Origin of the sequence: Sphingomonas adhaesiva, assembly GCF_036946125.1 — a bacterium.
Taxonomy (GTDB): Bacteria; Pseudomonadota; Alphaproteobacteria; order Sphingomonadales; family Sphingomonadaceae; genus Sphingomonas; species Sphingomonas adhaesiva_A.
Map to the genome: position 1 here is coordinate 990,001 of NZ_JAQIJT010000002.1, position 18,804 is coordinate 1,008,804.

Genomic DNA, 18,804 nt, shown 5'->3' on the forward strand with positions numbered 1-18,804 from the left:
GCTGCTGGAGGAGGCGGGTGCCGCCGGCGGGCAGATCCTGCACGATCTCCGGCGGGGCGAGCGACAGCTCGTCGAGCGCGATGACGTTCAGGTCGGCGAGATAACCCGGCGCCAGCACGCCGCGATCGTGCCACCCCACGTGCGCGGCATTGCGCTGCGTATAGCCGTGGACCAGCCGTTCGAGCGGGGCGGACAGGCCGGACTTGCTCCCCTTCGACCACAAGGCGATGGTCGTCGTGGGGAAGCTGCCGTCGCAGATCGTGCCGCAATGCGCCCCGCCGTCGGACAGGCCGTACAGCGCATGCGGTCCCGTCATCATCCCGTGCACGTCGTCGAGATTGCCGCGCGCATAGTTGATGAGCGGCATGTAGAGCAGCCGGCGACCGCCCTCTTCCATCAATACATCATAGACATGGGCGGCCGGATCGACCCCGGCCCGTGCCGCTTCCGCCGCGATCGAATGGCTTTCGTGCGGCTCGTAGTCGACCGGGTCGGTCATGCGGAACATGCGGGTGAAGCCGCGGGTGATGAGCGCGATGAACCCCTCGCTGGCGTGGAAGGCGGCATGTTCGGCCAGGATCGCGGCGCGCACCTGCGGGTCCGCCAGCGCGGCGAGCCGGTCGGCGACGGCCGCGCCAGCGGCGATGCGGCGATAGGTCGCGCTGACGACGAAGGGGTTGGTGGTCGAGGCGAAGGACAGGATCGCGCCGATCGGGCGCGGCGCCACCTGCGTACTGACCGGCAGGCCGTCCGCCACCATCCGGTCGACCTCGGCGTAGATGCCCTTCCACCGATCGGGCGCGTCGTCGGTCTGCTGCACCGTGAAGGAGACGCGCCGCCCGCTGGTGGTGGCGAGGCGGCGGATCAGCTGCAGCTCGGCCGCGGCGAAATCGTCATCGGCGGTCAGATAGGCATCGGAAATCAGCTGGATCACGCCCGCCTCGGCATCCCGCAGCGCAGCGGCGATCCCCATCAGCTCGGGATCCTCCGCGGTCAGCGTCCCGATGTTGAGGCCGTCGCGGCTGCGATGCGCATGCGTGCGCGAGGTGGAGAAGCCGAGTGCGCCCGCAGCGATCGCTTCGCGCGTCAGCGTCGCCATCCGCTCCACCTCGCGCGCGCTCGGCCGCGCCAGATGATCGCCGCCGGCATCCCCCATGACATAGGCGCGCAGCGCCGCGTGCGGCAGATGCGCGCCCAGATCGATCGTATATTCGCGCCGGGACAGCGCATCGAGATAGTCGGGGAAGCTTTCCCAATCCCACGTCAGTCCCTCTGCCAAAGCGGAGCCGGGGATGTCCTCGACGCCCTCCAGCAGCTGGATCAGCCAGTCGTGCTTGTCGCTACGCGCGGGTGCGAAGCCGACGCCGCAATTCCCCATCGCGGCGGAGGTGACGCCGTTGATCGACGACGGCGCCAGCACCTGGTCCCAGCTGACCTGACCGTCGTAATGGGTGTGGATGTCGACGAAGCCGGGGGTCACGATGCAACCGTCGGCGTCGATCGTCTCCCGCGCGGGGCCCTGCGCATCGCCGACCGCGACGATCCGCCCGTCCGCCACGCCCACATCGCCGCGGAACCGCGCCGCGCCGGTGCCGTCGACGATGATGCCGTTCTTGATGAGGAGATCGTGCACGGTGAAGTCCTTTCCGTTTCCGGGGCGTCAGGCGTCGGCTGCATCCGCCACGGCGCGCAGGCGCCGCGCGATGGGGGTGGGGTCGGCATGGCTGCCGTTGTCGAACAGGGCGGCCGCGACGACGTGGCGCAGCGGGCCGGTGCGCTCCAGCGGCACCGCCACGCCCAGCATGCCGGCGTTGACGTGTCCGCGGTCGATCCCGACGCCGTCGCGCGCGGCGATGGCGATCTCGTCGCGCCACGCGGCATAATCGGGCGCCTTCGCCCACGGGACCTGCGCAAAGCCTCGTGCCAGCGCCGCTTCGTCCCAGTCGCCACGCGCGGCCACCAGCCGCCCCATCGCGCCCAGGAACATCGGCAGCCGCCGGCCGAGCGTGAAGGCGATCCGGATCGCCGCGCCGCAATCGGCGACATGGACCAGCTCCAGCTCGTCGCCGACCCGCCGCCACAGGCCGATCGTCGCGTGCAATTCCTGCGCGGCGGCCACCATCGCCCGCGCGGCGCGCGTCACCGGATCGTCGCGCTCGATCAGCGGCGCGGCGAGGTCGGCCAGCCCGCCGGCCAGCGCATAGCGTTTGGTGCGGCGGTCGAACGCGACCAGCCCCTCATATTCCAGCGTGCGCAGGATGTTGAGCGCGGTAGAGGGGTTGATCCCTTCCTCGCCGACGATCTCGGTCAGCCGCAGGCTGTCGTCGTGCCGCCCCAGGCAGCGCAGGATCGCGATGGCGGCGGTGACCGCACCGACCGGCTTGGCCGGCTCCGTGCGGGGTAGCGGCGCCGCGCCGTTCACCGCGGCAGGTCCAGCATCTGCGCGGCCTGCGCGGTCGTCGCGACCGGGCGACCCGCGGCGCGGGCGAGGGCGACGACCTCGGCGATCAACTCCAGATTGTGCGGCTGCCGCTCCCCGCCGAAATCCTCCAGGCCGACGCGCACGTGCCCGCCGCGGGCGATCGCGAGCGCGGCGAGGCCGGTATCGACCACATCGTCCCCGATCGCCGCCACCGCCCAGGGCAGCCCGGTGCCCTCCAGCAGCTCCAGATAGGCATCGAGCGCGCGCTCGGTCGGCGGCAGACCGAAGGTGACGGCACTCCGCCTGCCATCGAGGAAATTGTAGCGCCCGCCGAAATACAGCTTCACGAACGCCCCGCGCGGAAGCCTTCCGGCCTGCTGATAGGCCAGCACGGTGCGCAGCCAGCCGGGCTCGTAGATCGCGATGGCGGGCGCCAGCCGCTCCGCGTCGTGCAATGCCGCCAGCCACGCGATGTCCCGGTACGAGGTCGCGTAGACGAACGAGGCGCCCGGCAGGCCGTCGTCGCCATGCGTGCCGAGGTTGACCGATCCGGGATCGAACGCCCCCATCCGCACCCCGGCGCGGGCGAGGCCGCGATAATGGCCGAAGCGCGCCTCCACATCCGCCCCGGTCGCCACCGTGCCCCACAGGATCGCGTCGGGGCGCGCGGCCAGCACCGGCGCATAACCCTCCATATAGCGTGCGACCGCCGCATCGCCGGTCAGGTCCATCCGCTCGATATGCGTGTGGACGATCGCCGCCCCGGCGTCGATGGCCGCCAGCGCGGCGTCCGCGATCTCCGCGGGGGCGACGGGCACGTGCGGGTTGCGCGACCTGGGCGTGGCGCCGTTCAGCGCGGCCTCGATGATGAGCGGTGGCATGGTCAGGCTGCCAGCGCCTCATGCGACGGGGCGGGGGCGGGCTGGCGTCCGCGGATCAGCTTGCCGGGCAGCGCATCGGTAGGCTCGCCGTCCCGGTAGATGACCTCGCCCGACTTGATCGTCGCGACATAGCCGGTCGCCTTCTGCATCAGCCGGCGCGCGCCGGTCGGCAGGTCGTGCACCATGTACGGCCGCCCCAGTTCCAGCGCCTCGAAGTCGATTACGTTCAGGTCCGCGAGATAGCCGGGCGCCAGTACGCCGCGGTCGTGCAATCCCACCGCCATCGCGGTGTCGCGCGTCTGCTGGCGCACCGTGGTGGCGAGGTCGAGGAGCGGCCCGCGCGTGCGGTCGCGGCACCAGTGCGTCAGCATGAAGGTCGGCAGGCTGACGTCGCAGATCGCCCCGACATGCGCGCCGCCGTCGGACAGCCCGGCCAGCGTGTCGGGATGTTCGATCATCGCCTGCACGTTGCCGAGGTCGCCCTCGACGTAATTGTGCATCGGGAAGAACAGGAACGCACGCCCCTCGTCCTCCAGCAGCGCGTCATAGACGAGTTCGTCGGGGTGGACGCCCAGCCGTTCGGCTTCGGCGGCGATGCTGGTCGACGGATCGGGTTCGTAGTCGACGCGCTCGCCGATGCGGAACATCTTGTGCTGCGCGCCCGCGACCGAATTGACGAACGGATGGTCCTTCAGCGGGGCCTCGGCGATCAGCCGCGCGCGCAGCGCCGGGTCGCGCATCGCCGCCACCTTCTCCGCCAGCGGCAGATGCTGGATCGCGGCATAGCTCGGGCGACTGATGAAGGGGTGGACGGATCCCTGCAGCCCCAGCATCAGTCCCACGGGACGCCCCGCGATCTGCGCCTTGATCGGATAGCCCTCGGCCACCGCCTGCTCCAGCCGCCCGGTCAGTTCGCGCCACTGGTTGGGCACGACATCGGCCTGCACCATCGAGAAGCTGAGCGGCTGACCCGCGATCCGGGTCAGGTCGCGCACCAGCGAGAATTCCTCGTCCATTTCCTGAAAGTCGGATACCCACTGGATCACGCCGGACCCCGCATCCGCCAGCCCGCGCGCGATCGCCTCCATCTCCTCGCGCGCGGCGCGGACGGTCGGGGTCAGGTCGCCGTCGGCGGTGCGATGCACCATCGTGCGCGTCGTGGAGAAGCCCAGCGCGCCGTCGCGGATCGCCTCCGCGGTCAGCGCGCGCATCCGCTCGTTCTCCTCCGCGGTCGCCGGCTCGCGCCGGGCGCCGCGCTCCCCCATGACATAGACGCGCAGCGCGCCGTGCGGCACCTGTACCGCGACGTCGATGTCGTGCGGCAGGCGCTCCACCGCATCCATGTAATCGCCGAACGATTCCCACTGCCACGACAGCCCCTCGTGCAGCGCGGCGCCGGGGATGTCCTCCACCCCCTCCATCAGACGGATCAGCGTGTCGTGATCGCTCTCGCGTACCGGCGCGAAGCCGACGCCGCAATTGCCCACCACCACCGTCGTCGCACCGAGCGTCGAGGAGGGGTCGAGCCGCGAGGCCCAGGTGATCTGTCCGTCGTAATGGGTGTGGATGTCGACCCAGCCCGGCGTCACCAGTCTGCCCGTGGCGTCGATCTCGCGCGTCGCCGGGCCGGTGACGGCGCCGACCGCGACGATGCGGTCGCCCCGGATCGCGACATCGCCGCGCCAGGGCGCCGCGCCCGTGCCGTCGACGATCGTGCCGTTGCGAACGATCAGGTCGTACATCGACTCTCTCCCAGCTCCGTCCATTTTGCGGGGAGGGTGACGGCGCAACGTGTTCCGCGCAATGGAAATTCGCTGGAGAGGCTGTTATTCTCCAGCGAGAATTCATGTCACGGGCGGCGACCCATCACCTCGCCCAGGCGGACCTTGCGCTCGGGCGCCCAGTCCTCGTTGAACGTTATCACGCCCGGCTCGAACAGCATGACGATGGTCGAGCCGAGCAGGAAGCGGCCCATTTCCTCGCCCTGCTCCAGCACGACCTCGCCGGGGGCGTAATCCCATTCGGACGGGCGGTTGGTCCGCCGCGGATTGACCACGCCGTGCCACGCCGTCGCCATGCTGCCGACGATCGTCGCGCCGACCAGCACCATGACGAACGTCTTATGGTCCGGGGAGTCGAAGACGCATACCACGCGCTCGTTGCGCGCGAACAGGTTCGGCACGCCGCGCGCGGTCAGCGGGTTCACGGAAAAGAGCGCGCCGGGCACGTAGATCATGCGCCTCAGCTCCCCGTCACAGGGCATATGCAGCCGGTGATAGTCGCGCGGCGACAGATACAGATTGGCGAAGCTGCCGTGGCGGAAGCGTGCGGCCAGCGCCGCATCGCCCCCGACCAGCTGGGTCGTGGTGAAGCGATGGCCCTTCGCCTGAAGGATATGATGATCGTCGATGGCCCCGAACTGGCTGATCGCGCCGTCCACCGGGCACACGAAGTCCGCCGGCGCGATCGGTCGTGCGCCCGGTGCCAGCGCGCGGGTGAAGAAGTCGTTGAAGGTGGCGTAGCCGGCGATGTCCGGCACCGCCGCCTCGCTCATGTCGACGCCGTATCGGGTCACGAACCACCGGATCAGCCGCGTGGTCATCGCGCCGCCCCGCGCGCGCGCGATCCGTCCCGCCAGCGCGGTCAGCCGCTGCTGGGGCAGCAGATACTGGGGCAGGATCTTCAGGCGGTCGGACATGGGCACCTCGAAACGTCGCCCCGACCTTGTACGGGCATCCCGCCGCAGGTCGACCGTTTGTGGCGCGATGGCGCGAGGCGTGCGTTTTCGTGGTGACACGCCGCGGCGATGTCGCGACGGTGTCCCCGAACGGCAGGCGAGGGACATGATGCTCGAAACACTGGCGCCGACCGCCGCCCGGATCGGCGCGATGCTGCTCGCCCGGCGGCAGACGATCGCCGTCGCCGATGGCGCGACCGGGGGGCTCATCCTGGCCGGGCTGGTCACGGTGCCGGGGGCCACGCGCTTCTGCCGCGGCGGCGGGCTCGTCTATTCGCTGAAGGGACGCGATATCCTCCTCGGCCTGCCGCGGGACGATTATGCGGGGATGGAATCGGTGACGGAGGCCTATGCCGCGCTTCAGGCGCGCGCGATCCGCGATCGGTTCGGCGCGGACTGGGGCATCGCGGAAAGCGGCGCGGCGGGACCCGATGCGCATCCGCGCGGTGCCCCCGCCGGCCGGAGTTGCATCGCGATCGCCCGCCCCGGCGGCGAGACCGCGATGACGCTGGACACCGGCACGAGCGATCGCATCGCGAACATGGGCGCGTTCGCGGCGGCGGCGCTTCGCTTCCTCGCGGCAACGCTGGAAGAGGGTTAATCCGCGTCGCGGATACGCCCCAGCAGCCCGGGGTCGAGAAGGCGAATCCGGCCATAGCCGCGTGCGATCGCGCCCGCCGCCTCCAGCGCGGCGAGATGGGCGTTGGCGACCTTGCGCGACACGCCGCAGAGTTCGGCGAGGTCCGATTGCGCGAGCGGCACGATGCCGTCGTCGGCGAACAGCATCAGCCGGGCGGCGATCCGCGCGCGCGGCGGCAGCGCCAGCATCTGCGCCAGTCCGTGGACGCTCGCATCCAGCTGCGCATAGACCAGCTCGCTGACCGCCTGCCACATGGCGGGGAGTGCGGCGCCGATCCGCTCCAGCGCGGCGTCGCTGACCGTCACGACGCGGCTCGCGGGGCCGGCGCGCGCGGTGACGATGCGCGGTCCGCCGCCGCGCCGCTGCGACTGGCCGAACGCGCCTCCGGCCCGCGCCACCCCGACCAGCACCGTCCGCGCCCCGACCGCCGCCTCCAGCCGCAGCCATCCGTCCAATACCATGACCAGCCCGGTGGCGTCGTCGCCCTCGCCATACACCCATTGTCCGGGGGCCAGCGCGATGACGCGTCCCGTACCGGCGATGGCCGACCGAAGCGCCGCGGGTTGCCGCGCGAACCAGCGGTTGGCGAGAAGCTGATCGGGCGACATGATCGATCATTGTAACCTTCGTGACATTCGTCGTCCAGCCACACCATTATCCTCGCCCCATCAGCCAGAGGAGAGGATCGATGACGTCAGTGCAGATGCGCCCGCTGTCCGAACATGTCGGGGTGGAGGCGCGCGGGATCGACGTGAAGACGCTGGACGAGGCCGCCTTCGGGTCGCTGCGCGACGCGGTCGCGCACCACGGCATCCTGTTCGTGCGCGATCAGGAACTGACCCCCGAGCAGCATATCGCCTTCGCGCGGCGCTGGGGCGCGATCGACGTCAACAAATATTTCCCCGCCAACGGCGGCCATCCCGAAATCGCCGAGGTCCGCAAGGCGGAGAACCAGCAGACCAACATCGGCGGGCGCTGGCACACCGATCACAGCTATGATGCGGTGCCCGCGATGGGATCGATCCTGCTGGCCCGCGAAACCCCGCCGAGCGGCGGCGATACGCTGTTCGCCAGCCTGGGCGCGGCGTTCGACAGCCTGTCGGAGGGGATGAAGACCATGTTGCGCGGGCTGCGCGCGGTGCATTCCGCCGACCACATCTACAGCGCGGAGGGCATCTACGCGAAGACCGATCAGGGTGCCGAGCTAAAGGGGCATGACGAACGGACCCGTGCCGTCCATCCGGTGGTCATCCGTCACCCGCGCACCGGGCGCGAGATCCTGTACGTCAATCCCGCCTTCACGCTCCACTTCGACGGCTGGACGCGCGAGGAGAGCGTGCCGCTGCTCACCTATCTCTATCAGGTCGCGATGCAGGACCGCTTCCAGTGCCGCGTCAGCTGGGCGCCGGGCTCGATCGCGATCTGGGACAATCGCTCGACCTGGCATTGCGCGATGAACGATTACCACGGCCACCGCCGGCTGATGCACCGGATCACGATCTCGGGCGAACCGCTGAACTGACGGTGCGCGCGCCATCGCGGATGCCGATCATCCGCTATATACGGCGAAATATATCATCCATATACGCCCGGATATAGCGCGGCGACAGGGGCCGCGCACGGGGGTGTCGGTCGATGGTCGGGCGGATGGCGTTGTTCTTGTGCGCGGGTAGCGCGGCGATGGGCGGCGGGGTGGCTGCGGCGCGCCCCGTCACCCCGGAGGCACCGGCCGGGGTCGCGGACGACGGGGAAAGCGGCGGTCTGCCCGAGGTCGTGGTCACCGCGCGACGCCGGGCGGAGGAGGCGCAGCGCGTCCCCGCCGCGCTGTCCGTCGTGGGCGGCGATCTCATCGACCGCAGCTACACCGTCAACACGCAGGGTCTGACGACGCTGATCCCGACGCTGAACTACAGCTCGGCCAACCCGCGCAACACCGCCTTCACGATCCGCGGGCTGGGGTCGAGCGTGGTCGCGGTCAGCCAGGCCAATGACGGGCTGGAGCCGGGCGTCGGCTTCTACGTCGATCAGGTCTATCACGCGCGCCCCGCCACCGCGGCGTTCGACTTCGCCGATATCGAGCAGGTCGAGGAACTGCGCGGGCCGCAGGGCACGCTGTTCGGCAAGAACACGACCGCGGGCGCGCTCAATATCACCACGCGCGCGCCGACCTTCACCCGCGAGGGCTTCGCCGAACTGTCCTATGGCGATTACAACTTCGTGCAGGCCAGGGGCTGGGCGTCGGGACCGATCACCGACACGATCGCCTACCGGGTCTCGGGCGTCTCGACCCGGCGCGACGGCGTTCTCGACAATGTCCGCACCGGCCGCGCCGCCAACACGATCGGTACGCAGGCGGTGCGCGGGCAGTTGCTGTTCAGGCCCGATGACGCGATCCAGATGCGCGTGATCGCCGACGTCACCAACTTCCAGGCCTATTGCTGCGGGCAGGTGTACCTTCGCACCGGCACGTCCCTGCGCGCCGCCAGCCGCCAGTTCGGGGGGCCGAGCGGTCTGGCCGCGCAGTTCGGCTATGCCCCGCCGAGTACGAACCCGTACGATCGCAAGACCGATATCGACGGCCCGCTCGGCGTCGACACCAACGAAGGCGGCGTCAGCGCGATCACCGACTGGAACCTGGGCCCGGTCACGCTGACGTCGGTGACGGCGTGGCGCTTCTGGAACTGGGATGCGGAGAACGACCGCGACTATACCGGCATTCCCGTCCAGCTGTCGCAGCACATCCCGTCGCGGCAGGATCAGTACAGCCAGGAATTGCGCCTGGCCTCGAACGGCACGGGGCCGCTGTCCTATGTCGTCGGCCTGTATGGCTTCCGCCAGCGGCTGACCGGCCGCCCGATCAGCATCTATGGCCCCGCCGCCGCGCGCTATCTGATCGGGGCGGTGACGGGGGCCAACAATACGCCGGTGCCCTCCGATCTGCTCGACGGCTACGGACAGGACGGCCGTACCGACTTCCGCAGCCTGAGCTATGCCGCGTTCGGCGAGGTCAATTACCGCCTCCTCGACCGCCTGACCGCGACGATCGGCCTGCGCTACACGCAGGAGGACAAGGACGGCTATTACGCCACCACCGTCTCGGGCGGCCCGGCGACCACCAATAGCGCGCTCGTCACCGCCCGCCTCGGCGTATTGCGCCCGCAGGCGTACGAGGCGCATGACAGCGACGGCAGCCTGTCGGGGCGCGGCAATCTGGCGTGGCAGGTGACCGATACGACGATGGCCTATGCCAGCTATGCGCGCGGGTTCAAATCGGGCGGGATCAACATGTCGGGCCTGCCGCTCGACGGCAACAACCGCCCCGTGCTGGCGACCGCCGTGGTGCGGCCCGAACGCAACGAAACCTATGAGATCGGGCTCAAGAACACGCTGTTCGACAAGCGGCTGATCGTCAACATCGACGGTTTCTACACCAACGTCCGCGACTTTCAGGCGACCGTCGTCGAGAACTCGCTGACGCAGACGGTGCAGCTGCGCGGCTATCTGTCCAACATCCCGCAGGTGACGGTGAAGGGCGTCGAGGCGGACGTGACCGCCCTGATCCTGCCGGGGCTGAGCGCACGCACCAGCTTCGCCTGGTCGGACGGCCGATATACCGATTATCCCGCCGGCCCATGCCCGCTGGAGGTGCAGACCGCGGCGACCACGCGGTGCAGCCTGACCGGACGTCGCCTCGCGTCATTGCCGCGCTTCGCGATCACCGCCGGGCTGGATTACCAGCGGCCGGTGGGTGACGGACAGGTGGTCGTCCATGTCGATACCGCCTCGCGCAGCGGCTTCGACGGCGACCCCAGCCTGTCGCGCTTCACCTATATCCGCGGCTACAACCTGACCAATGCCAATATCGGCTATCGATTCGCCAACGGGCTGGAACTCGTCGCGTGGGCGCGCAACCTGTTCGACGCCGATTACATCCAGAACCTGACGATCCAGGCGGGCAATTCCGGGCTGATCGTCGGCACGCCCAGCGATCCACGGACGATCGGAGGGACCGTCCGCGTTCGCCTGTGACCTCGCGTCAGGACGCGCGACGCACCAGCCAGACGGTATCGCCCGCATCGTCGACGACGAAGATCGCGCCATCGCCGCGTGTCTGGATGCTGGCGGGCCGGCCGAAGACGTCGCCCTTCTTCGCATCGGCGACGAAGCCGGTGAGGAACGGCTGCGGCGCGGCGGCGGGGCGCCCCTGCGCGAAGGGGACCGCGAGCACGTCGTATCCGATGAACGACGAGCGGTTCCACGATCCGTGCCGCGCGACATAGGCCATCTGGCCCCCCGCCGCGGTATCCTTCGCGAAGGCCAGCCCCAGCGCGGCGGCATGCGGCCCGACCGCGATGTCGGGGAGCAGCGTGGTCGCGAGCAGGTCGCGCCGCTCGTTGGCGTGACGCGGATCCTGCTTCCCGTAATAGCTGTACGGCCAGCCGTAGAAGCCGCCCTCGCGGACGCCGACGAGATAGTCGGGGGAGACGTCGTCGCCCAGGTGATCGCGCTCGTTCACCGCGGTCCACAGCGTGCCCGTTGTCGGCGCGAAGTCCATCCCCACCGGGTTGCGCAGCCCGCTGGCGTACAGGCGCTCGCGTCCGGTCGCGAGATCGATGGCGAGGATCGCGGCGCGGCGCTTTTCCTCCTCCATGCCGTATTCGGCGACGTTCGAGGCCGAGCCGACCGACACGTAGAGCGTGCGCCCGTCCGGGCTGACGAGCAGGTTGCGCGTCCAATGGTTGTTGTACCCGCCTGCGGGCAGCGTCGCCAGCGTGCGCGGCGCCGCAGTGATGCGCGTCTGCCCCAGCTGATAGGGGAAGCTGACGATGCCGTCGGTGTTGGCGACGTACAGCCGCCCGCCCGCATATTGCATCCCGAAGGGCTGGTTCAGCCCCTCGCGCAGGACGAAGCGCTGCTCGGCCACGCCGTCGCGATCCCGGTCGCGCAGCAGCGTGATGCGGTTCGCGCTATAGCCCGTCGTCTTCGACAGCGCCTGGCCGCGTTCGACCTCCGGCTCGGCATCCAGCTTGGGCTTGGTGCGCGCCTCGGACACCAGCACGTCGCCGTTGGGCAGCAGCAGCGCCTGCCGCGGATAATCGAGGCCGCCGGCGAACTTCACGACCTGATATCCGCGCGGCGCGACCGGGGTGCGCCCCTCCGGCCAGCCGATCGTGCGCGGGTGGTTGACGACCGATCTCGTGGCATAGGGTTCGGCCTGCGTCGGCGCGCCGAGCACGGGCGTCGGTGCGTTCTGCGCGGTGGCGGTGCTGGCCAGCGCGACGAGGCTGACGGCGGCGACGATCTTCATGAACGCTCCTCGATCCCGTGGGTCTGGCACGCGAACCGCCGTGACGGCGTGTCGCTCCGTCAGAAGCAAAACCTTACATCTTCGGTCTAATCCGCCGCCCGCGCGCGCGGGGATTAAACGCGCATTTACGCTGTCGACCCAGGCAGTCGGCCATCGCCCCTGTCGGAAGGCTGTCTCATGCTGACCTGGTTCAAAGAAGTCGCGCCCATCCGCCTGAAGTTCAAGGTGTTGCTGCTCGTCTACGGCGCGCTGTCGGGGTCGCTGGCGGCGCTGGCCTGCACGGCGAGCTACGCACCGGGGTCGCTTCATCCCGCCGCGGTGGCGGGCGTGGCGGCGACGCTGGTCGGTGCGGTGGTGGCGGTGACGATGCTGGCGGCGCATCTGATCTGCACGCCCTATGTCGACACGGTCCTGCGCATGGAGGCGCTGGCCGCGGGGGACATCAACAGCCCCGTGGCCTATACCCAGCACCGCGACTGCGTCGGCCGGATGACCACCGCGATGGAGAGCTTCCGCGAAAGCTCGCTCGCCGCGGCCGAGTGCCACACGCAGCGCGCGATGGCGCTGGCGATGGGGGAGGGGCTGAACGCCATCGCGAACGGCGACCTCGCCTATCGCATCAGCGCGGAGCTGAGCGGGCCGTTCGCCAAGTTGAAGGACGATTTCAACGCCGCCGCCGCGGCGCTGTCGACCGCGCTGGCCACCGTCAACGACGGCGCAGCGGGGATCGCGCAGGGGGCCGGCGACATCCACGGCGCCGCGGACGACCTGTCACGCCGTACCGAACAGCAGGCCGCCAGCCTGGAGCAGGCGGCCGCCGCGATGCAGCAGATCACGACGACGGTGCAGGAGACCGCGGGCAACGCGATCCGCGCCAACGACGTGGTCAGCGAGGCGCGCCGTGACGCCGAGCAATCCGGCGACGTGGTGCACCGCGCGGTGCAGGCGATGACCGGGATCGAACGCGCATCGGCGGAGATCAGCGAGATCATCGCCGTGATCGACGGCATCGCATTCCAGACCAACCTGCTGGCGCTGAATGCCGGGGTCGAGGCGGCGCGGGCGGGCGAGGCGGGCAGGGGCTTCGCGGTGGTCGCCTCCGAGGTCCGCGCGCTGGCGCAGCGCTCGGCCGAGGCGGCGAAGGACGTGAAGGTGAAGATCACCTCGTCCAGCCAGCAGGTCGACGCCGGGGTGAAGCTGGTCGCGGAGGCGGGCGCGTCGCTGGACCGCATCTCGGGGCGGATCGCCGACATCAGCGTGCTGGTCGCCGGCATCGCGTCGGCCGCCGATCAGCAGGCGACCGGGTTGCAGCAGGTCAACGTCGCGGTGGCGGAAATGGACAGCGTCACGCAGCAGAATGCGGCGATGGTCGAGGAGACGATGGCGGCCGTCGCCAGCCTGACCCAGCAGACCGATCGCATGTCGGTGGAGACCGGCCGGTTCCGCGTCGGGGGCGAGACGGTCGCCCCGATGACGACGATGGCGCCGCGGCGCGTCGCCCCTTCCACCATGGTCCAGACGCTGCGGGTCGCCGCGCGCGGCGCGTGACCGGCGGCTATCGCCCGCGGCGGACGCGCGGCGACGAAAAGCCGCTCTCCAGCAGGTTCGACACCAGCAGGTCGCGCGCCTCCGCGGTGCGCGCGCCCAGCACGACGACGATCACGCGCCGCCCGCCGCGCCGGCTCGACGCGGCGAGATTGTAGCCCGCCGGTACCGTATAGCCGGTCTTGACGCCGTCGACCCCGCGCACGCGCCCGAGCAGCCGGTTGTGGTTCGGCCGCGTGCGGCCGTCCCAGCGGATCGAGCGCGCGGCGAACATCGTGTAGCGGGCCGGATGGCTGCGGACGATGTACCGCGCGAGCGTCGCCATGTCGCGCGCGGTCGTCATGCCGCCCGTTGGCCCCAGCCCGCTGGCGTTGTCGAAGCGGGTGCCGGTCATTCCGAGCTGTCGTGCGCGGCGGTTCATCGCGCGCACGAACGCCGGCTCGCTGCCCGCGATCCGCTCGGCGAGGGCCACCGCGACGTCGTTGGCGGAGATGACCGCGACCGTCCGCATCGCGGCGCGCACGCCGATCGTCCGCCCTGCGGCGAGCCCCAGCTTCGACGGCGCCTGGCGCGCGGCGCGGCGCGACATCGTGATCGAACCGTCGAGCCGCAGCTTGCCCGCGTCGATCGCCTCGAACGTCAGCAGCAGCGTCATCATCTTCGTCAGCGACGCGGGCGGCCGCCGCCGCGTCGCCTGCGCCGCATACAGCGTCCGCCCGGTGCCGGCGTCGACGACGATTTCGGACACCGGCGTGGCCGCGGCCGCCGGCGAAGCGGCCACGGCCCCCAGCATCAGGAAGAGCGTCGCAAGGTGATGTCGCAGCGTCATTGGGCGTGCTTAGACCGCATCGTCCCGTCATGAAACGGTGCGCCGCGGTGTCGGCGGCAGCGCGCGTGCGGGATCACATGTTCGGGTAGTTCGGGCCGCCGCCGCCCTCCGGCACGACCCAGTTGATGTTCTGCGTCGGGTCCTTGATGTCGCAGGTCTTGCAGTGGACGCAATTCTGCGCGTTGATGACGAACTTCGGGTCGCCCGTTTCCTCGCCCACGATCTCGTAGACGCCGGCCGGGCAATAGCGCTGTGCCGGTTCGTCGAACATGGGCAGGTCGTATTCGACCGGGATCGACGGGTCCTTCAGCGTCAGATGGACCGGCTGGTCCTCCTCGTGGTTGGTGTTCGACAGGAACACCGACGACAGCCGGTCGAACGTCAGCACGCCATCGGGCTTCGGATAGTCGATCTTCGACACTAGGTCCTTGCGCCACAGGCTCTCGTGATCGGGGTGATGCTTGAGCGTGAAGGGCATCTTGAGCCCCAGATATTCCGCCCACATCGTCACGCCCGCCAGGCCGGAGCCCAGGAAGTCGCCGAACTTCTTCACCAGTGGTACGACGTTGCGGACGATCGACAGCTCCTTCTTGACCCAGGATGCCTCGAACGCCTGCGGATAGGCGGCGAGCTCGTCGTGCTGGCGCTGCGATACGATCGCGTCGACCGCGGCGTCCGCGGCCATCATCCCGCTCTTCATCGCGGTATGCGTGCCCTTGATGCGGGGCACGTTCAGGAAACCCGCGCTGTCGCCGATCAGCGCACCGCCGGGGAAGACCAGCTTCGGGATCGACTGCAACCCGCCGTCGCTGATCGCGCGTGCGCCGTAGCTGACGCGCTTGCCGCCCTTCAGCAGCGCCGCGACCTGCGGGTGCGTCTTCCACTTCTGCATCTCCTGGAACGGGGAGACGTAGGGATTGGAATAGTTGAGCCAGGTGACGAAGCCGATCGACACCTGTCCGTTGGCCTGGTGATAGATCCAGCCGCCGCCGTTGGCGCCGTGTTCGCTCAGCGGCCAGCCCTGGGTGTGGATGACGGTGCCCTGCTCGTGCAGCTCGGGATCGATGTCCCACAGCTCCTTCACGCCCAGGCCGTAGACCTGTGGATCGCTGTCGGCATCCAGCGCGAACTGGCGGATGACCTGCTTCGACAGATGCCCGCGGCACCCCTCCGAGAAGAAGGTGTATTTGGCGTGCAGTTCCAGGCCCGGCTGATAGTCCGCCTTGCGCTCGCCGTCGCGCGCGACGCCCATGTCGCCGGTCGCGACACCCTTCACGCTGCCGTCCTCGTTGTAGAGGATCTCCGCCGCGGCGAAGCCGGGGAAGATCTCGACGCCCAGTTCCTCGGCCTTGCCCGCCAGCCAGCGGCACAGGTTGCCCAGCGAGCCGGTGTAGGTGCCCTTGTTGTGCAGGAACGGCGGGGTCCACAGGTGCGGCAGGTCGAACTTGCCCTTCTTCGTCAGCACCCAGTGCAGGTTCTTCGTCACCGGCACCTCGGCCAGCGGACATCCGTCGTCGCGCCACGTCGGCAGCAGCTCGTCGAGCGACTGCGGATCGATCGTCGCGCCGGACAGGATATGGGCGCCGACCTCGGAGCCCTTTTCCAGCACGCAGACCGACACGTCCGCCTCCCGCTCGGCGGCCATCTGTTTGATGCGGATCGCCGCCGACAGGCCGGCCGGGCCGGCGCCGACGATCACCACGTCATAGGGCATGGATTCGCGATCGCTCACTTCGTCTTCTCCTCTCGAACGCGGGTGGCGGCCGCTGGCGGGGCGCTCGTCGCGTCGGTGCAACGTCTGGTCCGTGCCGCGGTGCCAGCAAGTTGACCCTCGCGTCAACCTCGCATCCTAATACGCGCGATGGGGGCTGACCAAAATCTCGACTGGGCCGCGGCGGCGGCGAGCGCGCTCGACTGGTGGCACGATGCCGGCGTCGACGTGCTGGTGGAGGACGAACGCTTCGACTGGCTGGCCGCTCCGGTGGCGCATTCGATCCCGCAGCACCCGGCACCTGCGCCCGACGCGGCGCCCGCACCGGCGGCGATGCCCGACAGCTGGGACGCCTTCGTCGCGTGGCGGACCGGCGACACCGCGCCGGAGGCGAAATGGGGCGGCGCGGCGATCGCGGCGAGCGGGGCGGCGGGGGCGGACCTGCTGTTCTTCGTCGATTGCCCGGAGCGGGGCGATCGCGAGACGTTGATGGAGGGCGAGGTCGGGCGGCTGTTCGACCGCATGCTCGCCGCGATCGGCCGCTCGCGCGCGGACGTCGCGATCGCGTCGGTCTGCACCCGCCGCCCGACCACCGGCCGCGTGCCGCGCGAGATCGAGGAGCGATTGGCCGACATCGCGCGCCATCACGTCGCGCTGGCGCGGCCGAAGCGCGTGATGGCGATGGGCGATGCGGCGACCCGTGCGCTTCTGGCGACGAACGTCGCGGAGGCGCGTGGCCGTTTACAGCCACTTAACCATAAAAACGCGACAATTGCCGAGGTCGTGGCGACCCACCATCCGCGCTTCCTGCTGGATCGGCCCGCCGCCAAGGCCGAGGCATGGAGAGATCTGTTGATGCTGACGGGGACGGAGCGCACGTGACGAAGGGGTGGGGAATCGCGGCGGCGCTGCTGGCCATGACGGTCGCGCCCGCATCGGCGGAGCCGATGGCGCCCCCCGCGCCGCCGGCCGCCGGTCCGGGCGCCGGTTCTGGCGCCAGCCCCGGCGTCCCCGCGCAACTCTCGCCCGAACAGCGCACCGGCTACCGCACCGTCTTCGCCGCGCTGCGCGAGGGGCGCTGGGCGGATGCGCAGATCGCGCTCGACACGATGGCTCCGGGGCCGCTCCACGCCTATGCGCGCGCCGAGCTCTACACCGCGAAGGGCAGTCCGAGGGTCGAGGCCGATCCGGTGCTGAAGCTGCTGGCGGAGGCGCCCGAGCTGCCGCAGGCGGAGGCGCTGGTGCGCGTCGCGAAGGCGCGCGGCGTGGTCGAGGTGCCGGTGCTGCCCGCGCAGCAGCGGCTGGTCTGGAACGACGGTGCCCCGGTCCGCGCGCGCGCCAGGGCGACGAAGAGCGACCTGATCGCCGCCGACCTCGCGACGAGGATGCAGCCGCTGGTGAAGGCGGACATGGGGGCCGAGGCGCAGGCGCTGCTGGAGGCGACGCCGGGACTGACCCCGGAGGCGCAGACCGAGTGGCAGGCGCGGATCGCGTGGATCTATTTCCTCCAGGGCTATGACCGCCAGGCGCGCGACCTGGCGGATCGCGCCGCCGCCGGTGTGGGCGACTGGACGGTGCAGGCGCGCTGGACGTCCGCGCTTTCGGCGTGGCGACAGAAGGATTGCGCCGCGGTCCAGCCGGCGTTCGAGAATGTCGCCGCGCGCGCGACCGACACCGACCTGCGCGCCACCGCGCTCTATTGGGCGGCGCGTGCCGACATGATGTGCGGCCGCCCCGACCGGGTCGAGGGGCGGCTGAAGAACGCCGCGCAATATAAGGAAACCTTCTACGGCCTGCTCGCGCGGCAGGCGCTCGGGCTGCCGATCGACCGGCTGCGCCCGCAGCGCGTGACCAGCGACTGGGCGCGGCTGGAGCGCCGCCCGAATGTCCGCGTCGCCGCCGCGCTGGCGGAGATCGGCGAGAACGACGCCGCCGATGGCGTGCTGCGCCAGCAGGCGCGGATCGGCGATCCGTCCGACTATGCCAGCCTGATCCGCTTTACCGAGACGCTCGACCTGCCCGCGACGGTCGTCTGGATGGCGCACAACATGCCGCAGGGGGTCAGCGCGACCCCCGACACGCGCTATCCGATGCCGAACTGGACCCCCGACACCGGGTGGCGGATCGACCGTGCGCTCGTCTACGCGCACACGCTCCAGGAATCGGGCTTCCGTTCGAAGGTGCGCAGCCCCGCGGGCGCCTATGGCCTGATGCAGATCATGCCCGCCGCCGCGACCGACTATATGCGCGAGCGCGGGCTGACCGTCGATCAGGCGGCGCTGACGCGGCCGTCGACCAACATCGACATCGGCCAGCGCCATATCGAGAAGCTGCGCGACATGGGGCTGACCGGCGGGCTGCTGCCCAAGGTCATCGCCGCCTATAACGCCGGGCCGAAGCCGGTCGGCGAGTGGAACGGCATCGTCCGCGACGGCGGCGACCCGCTGCTCTATATCGAGAGCATCCCCTATTGGGAGACGCGCGGCTATGTCGTGACGGTGCTGCGCAACTATTGGATGTACGAGGCGCAGGGCGGCAAGACGCAGAGCCCCAGCCGCGTCGCGCTGGCGCAGGGGATGTGGCCGCGCTTCCCCGGCTTGCCGGGTGCCACCGCGGTGCGGATGACGGGCCAGTCGACCAACACCGCGCTCGCCTCCAACGCAACCGTGCCGGTGCGCGCCACCGCCGACTGATCGGCGCGCCCCGATCGGCGCGCCCCGATCGGCACGCC

The 18,804-nt window shown here is 70.2% G+C and carries 15 protein-coding genes (1 of these 15 only partly in view); 6 read left to right on the top strand and 9 right to left on the bottom strand.

Annotated features, from left to right (window positions below; genetic code table 11):
- The 5 genes from PGN23_RS10935 to asd all read right to left on the bottom strand — a co-directional run.
- Positions 1-1,633 carry the 5' portion of an N-acyl-D-amino-acid deacylase family protein gene (locus PGN23_RS10935; protein ID WP_335302900.1) on the bottom strand. Its footprint begins 113 nt before the window's first position, so the window shows 1,633 of its 1,746 coding nt (coding positions 1-1,633); its start codon is at positions 1,631-1,633; the stop codon falls past the left edge of the window.
- Between the two features lie 27 nt (positions 1,634-1,660).
- Positions 1,661-2,422, bottom strand: a complete 762-nt coding sequence (locus tag PGN23_RS10940) for an IclR family transcriptional regulator (protein ID WP_335302901.1) — start codon at positions 2,420-2,422, stop codon at positions 1,661-1,663.
- On the bottom strand, positions 2,419-3,303 hold the full coding sequence (locus PGN23_RS10945; RefSeq protein WP_335302902.1) for a 3-keto-5-aminohexanoate cleavage protein: 885 nt from the start codon (positions 3,301-3,303) through the stop codon (positions 2,419-2,421). Before PGN23_RS10945 ends, PGN23_RS10940 begins: the two co-directional genes overlap by 4 nt.
- A 2-nt stretch (positions 3,304-3,305) precedes the next feature.
- Entirely contained in the window at positions 3,306-5,045 is a 1,740-nt protein-coding gene (locus PGN23_RS10950; RefSeq protein ID WP_335302903.1) for an N-acyl-D-amino-acid deacylase family protein, read from the bottom strand.
- 107 nt (positions 5,046-5,152) lie between these two features.
- Positions 5,153-6,001 (bottom strand): archaetidylserine decarboxylase, encoded by an 849-nt coding sequence (gene asd, locus PGN23_RS10955; RefSeq protein WP_335302904.1) that lies wholly within the window; start codon positions 5,999-6,001, stop codon positions 5,153-5,155.
- 145 nt (positions 6,002-6,146) lie between these two features.
- Between asd and PGN23_RS10960 the strand changes: the two genes are divergently transcribed.
- A complete protein-coding gene (locus tag PGN23_RS10960; RefSeq protein WP_335302905.1) occupies positions 6,147-6,641 on the top strand; it encodes a CinA family protein in 495 nt (164 codons plus the stop codon).
- On the opposite strand, the gene PGN23_RS10965 is transcribed toward PGN23_RS10960, so the two are convergent.
- Complete coding sequence (locus PGN23_RS10965; protein ID WP_335302906.1) at positions 6,638-7,288, bottom strand: Crp/Fnr family transcriptional regulator; 651 nt, start codon at positions 7,286-7,288, stop codon at positions 6,638-6,640. The genes PGN23_RS10960 and PGN23_RS10965 overlap by 4 nt on opposite strands.
- Positions 7,289-7,368: 80 nt before the next feature.
- Here PGN23_RS10965 and PGN23_RS10970 point away from each other — a divergent pair, with 80 nt between their 5' ends.
- Both PGN23_RS10970 and PGN23_RS10975 read left to right on the top strand, forming a co-directional pair.
- The gene (locus PGN23_RS10970) at positions 7,369-8,202 is read left to right on the top strand and encodes a TauD/TfdA dioxygenase family protein (RefSeq protein WP_335302907.1); all 834 of its coding nucleotides are present in this window, start codon (positions 7,369-7,371) and stop codon (positions 8,200-8,202) included.
- A gap of 125 nt (positions 8,203-8,327) precedes the next feature.
- On the top strand, positions 8,328-10,709 hold the full coding sequence (locus PGN23_RS10975) for a TonB-dependent receptor (protein ID WP_443019767.1): 2,382 nt from the start codon (positions 8,328-8,330) through the stop codon (positions 10,707-10,709).
- 7 nt (positions 10,710-10,716) lie between these two features.
- Here PGN23_RS10975 and PGN23_RS10980 read toward each other — a convergent pair whose 3' ends face one another.
- Positions 10,717-11,988, bottom strand: coding sequence for a PQQ-dependent sugar dehydrogenase (locus tag PGN23_RS10980; RefSeq protein ID WP_335302909.1), 1,272 nt, complete (start codon positions 11,986-11,988; stop codon positions 10,717-10,719).
- 177 nt (positions 11,989-12,165) lie between these two features.
- Here PGN23_RS10980 and PGN23_RS10985 point away from each other — a divergent pair, with 177 nt between their 5' ends.
- Positions 12,166-13,536, top strand: coding sequence for a methyl-accepting chemotaxis protein (locus PGN23_RS10985; protein ID WP_335302910.1), 1,371 nt, complete (start codon positions 12,166-12,168; stop codon positions 13,534-13,536).
- 7 nt (positions 13,537-13,543) lie between these two features.
- Here the strand turns inward: PGN23_RS10985 and PGN23_RS10990 are convergent, their stop codons facing one another.
- Positions 13,544-14,362 (bottom strand): D-alanyl-D-alanine carboxypeptidase family protein, encoded by an 819-nt coding sequence (locus PGN23_RS10990; RefSeq protein ID WP_335302911.1) that lies wholly within the window; start codon positions 14,360-14,362, stop codon positions 13,544-13,546.
- A gap of 73 nt (positions 14,363-14,435) precedes the next feature.
- On the bottom strand, positions 14,436-16,094 hold the full coding sequence (locus tag PGN23_RS10995; protein WP_335302912.1) for an electron transfer flavoprotein-ubiquinone oxidoreductase: 1,659 nt from the start codon (positions 16,092-16,094) through the stop codon (positions 14,436-14,438).
- A 129-nt stretch (positions 16,095-16,223) separates the two neighbouring features.
- Here PGN23_RS10995 and PGN23_RS11000 point away from each other — a divergent pair, with 129 nt between their 5' ends.
- Together PGN23_RS11000 and PGN23_RS11005 are read left to right on the top strand one after the other, a co-directional pair.
- Entirely contained in the window at positions 16,224-16,955 is a 732-nt protein-coding gene (locus PGN23_RS11000; RefSeq protein WP_335302913.1) for a uracil-DNA glycosylase family protein, read from the top strand.
- Between the two features lie 65 nt (positions 16,956-17,020).
- Positions 17,021-18,766 carry a lytic transglycosylase domain-containing protein gene (locus PGN23_RS11005; RefSeq protein WP_443019811.1) on the top strand — a complete coding sequence of 582 codons (1,746 nt, stop codon included), beginning with the start codon at positions 17,021-17,023 and terminating at the stop codon, positions 18,764-18,766.
- Positions 18,767-18,804 lie beyond the last annotated feature (38 nt).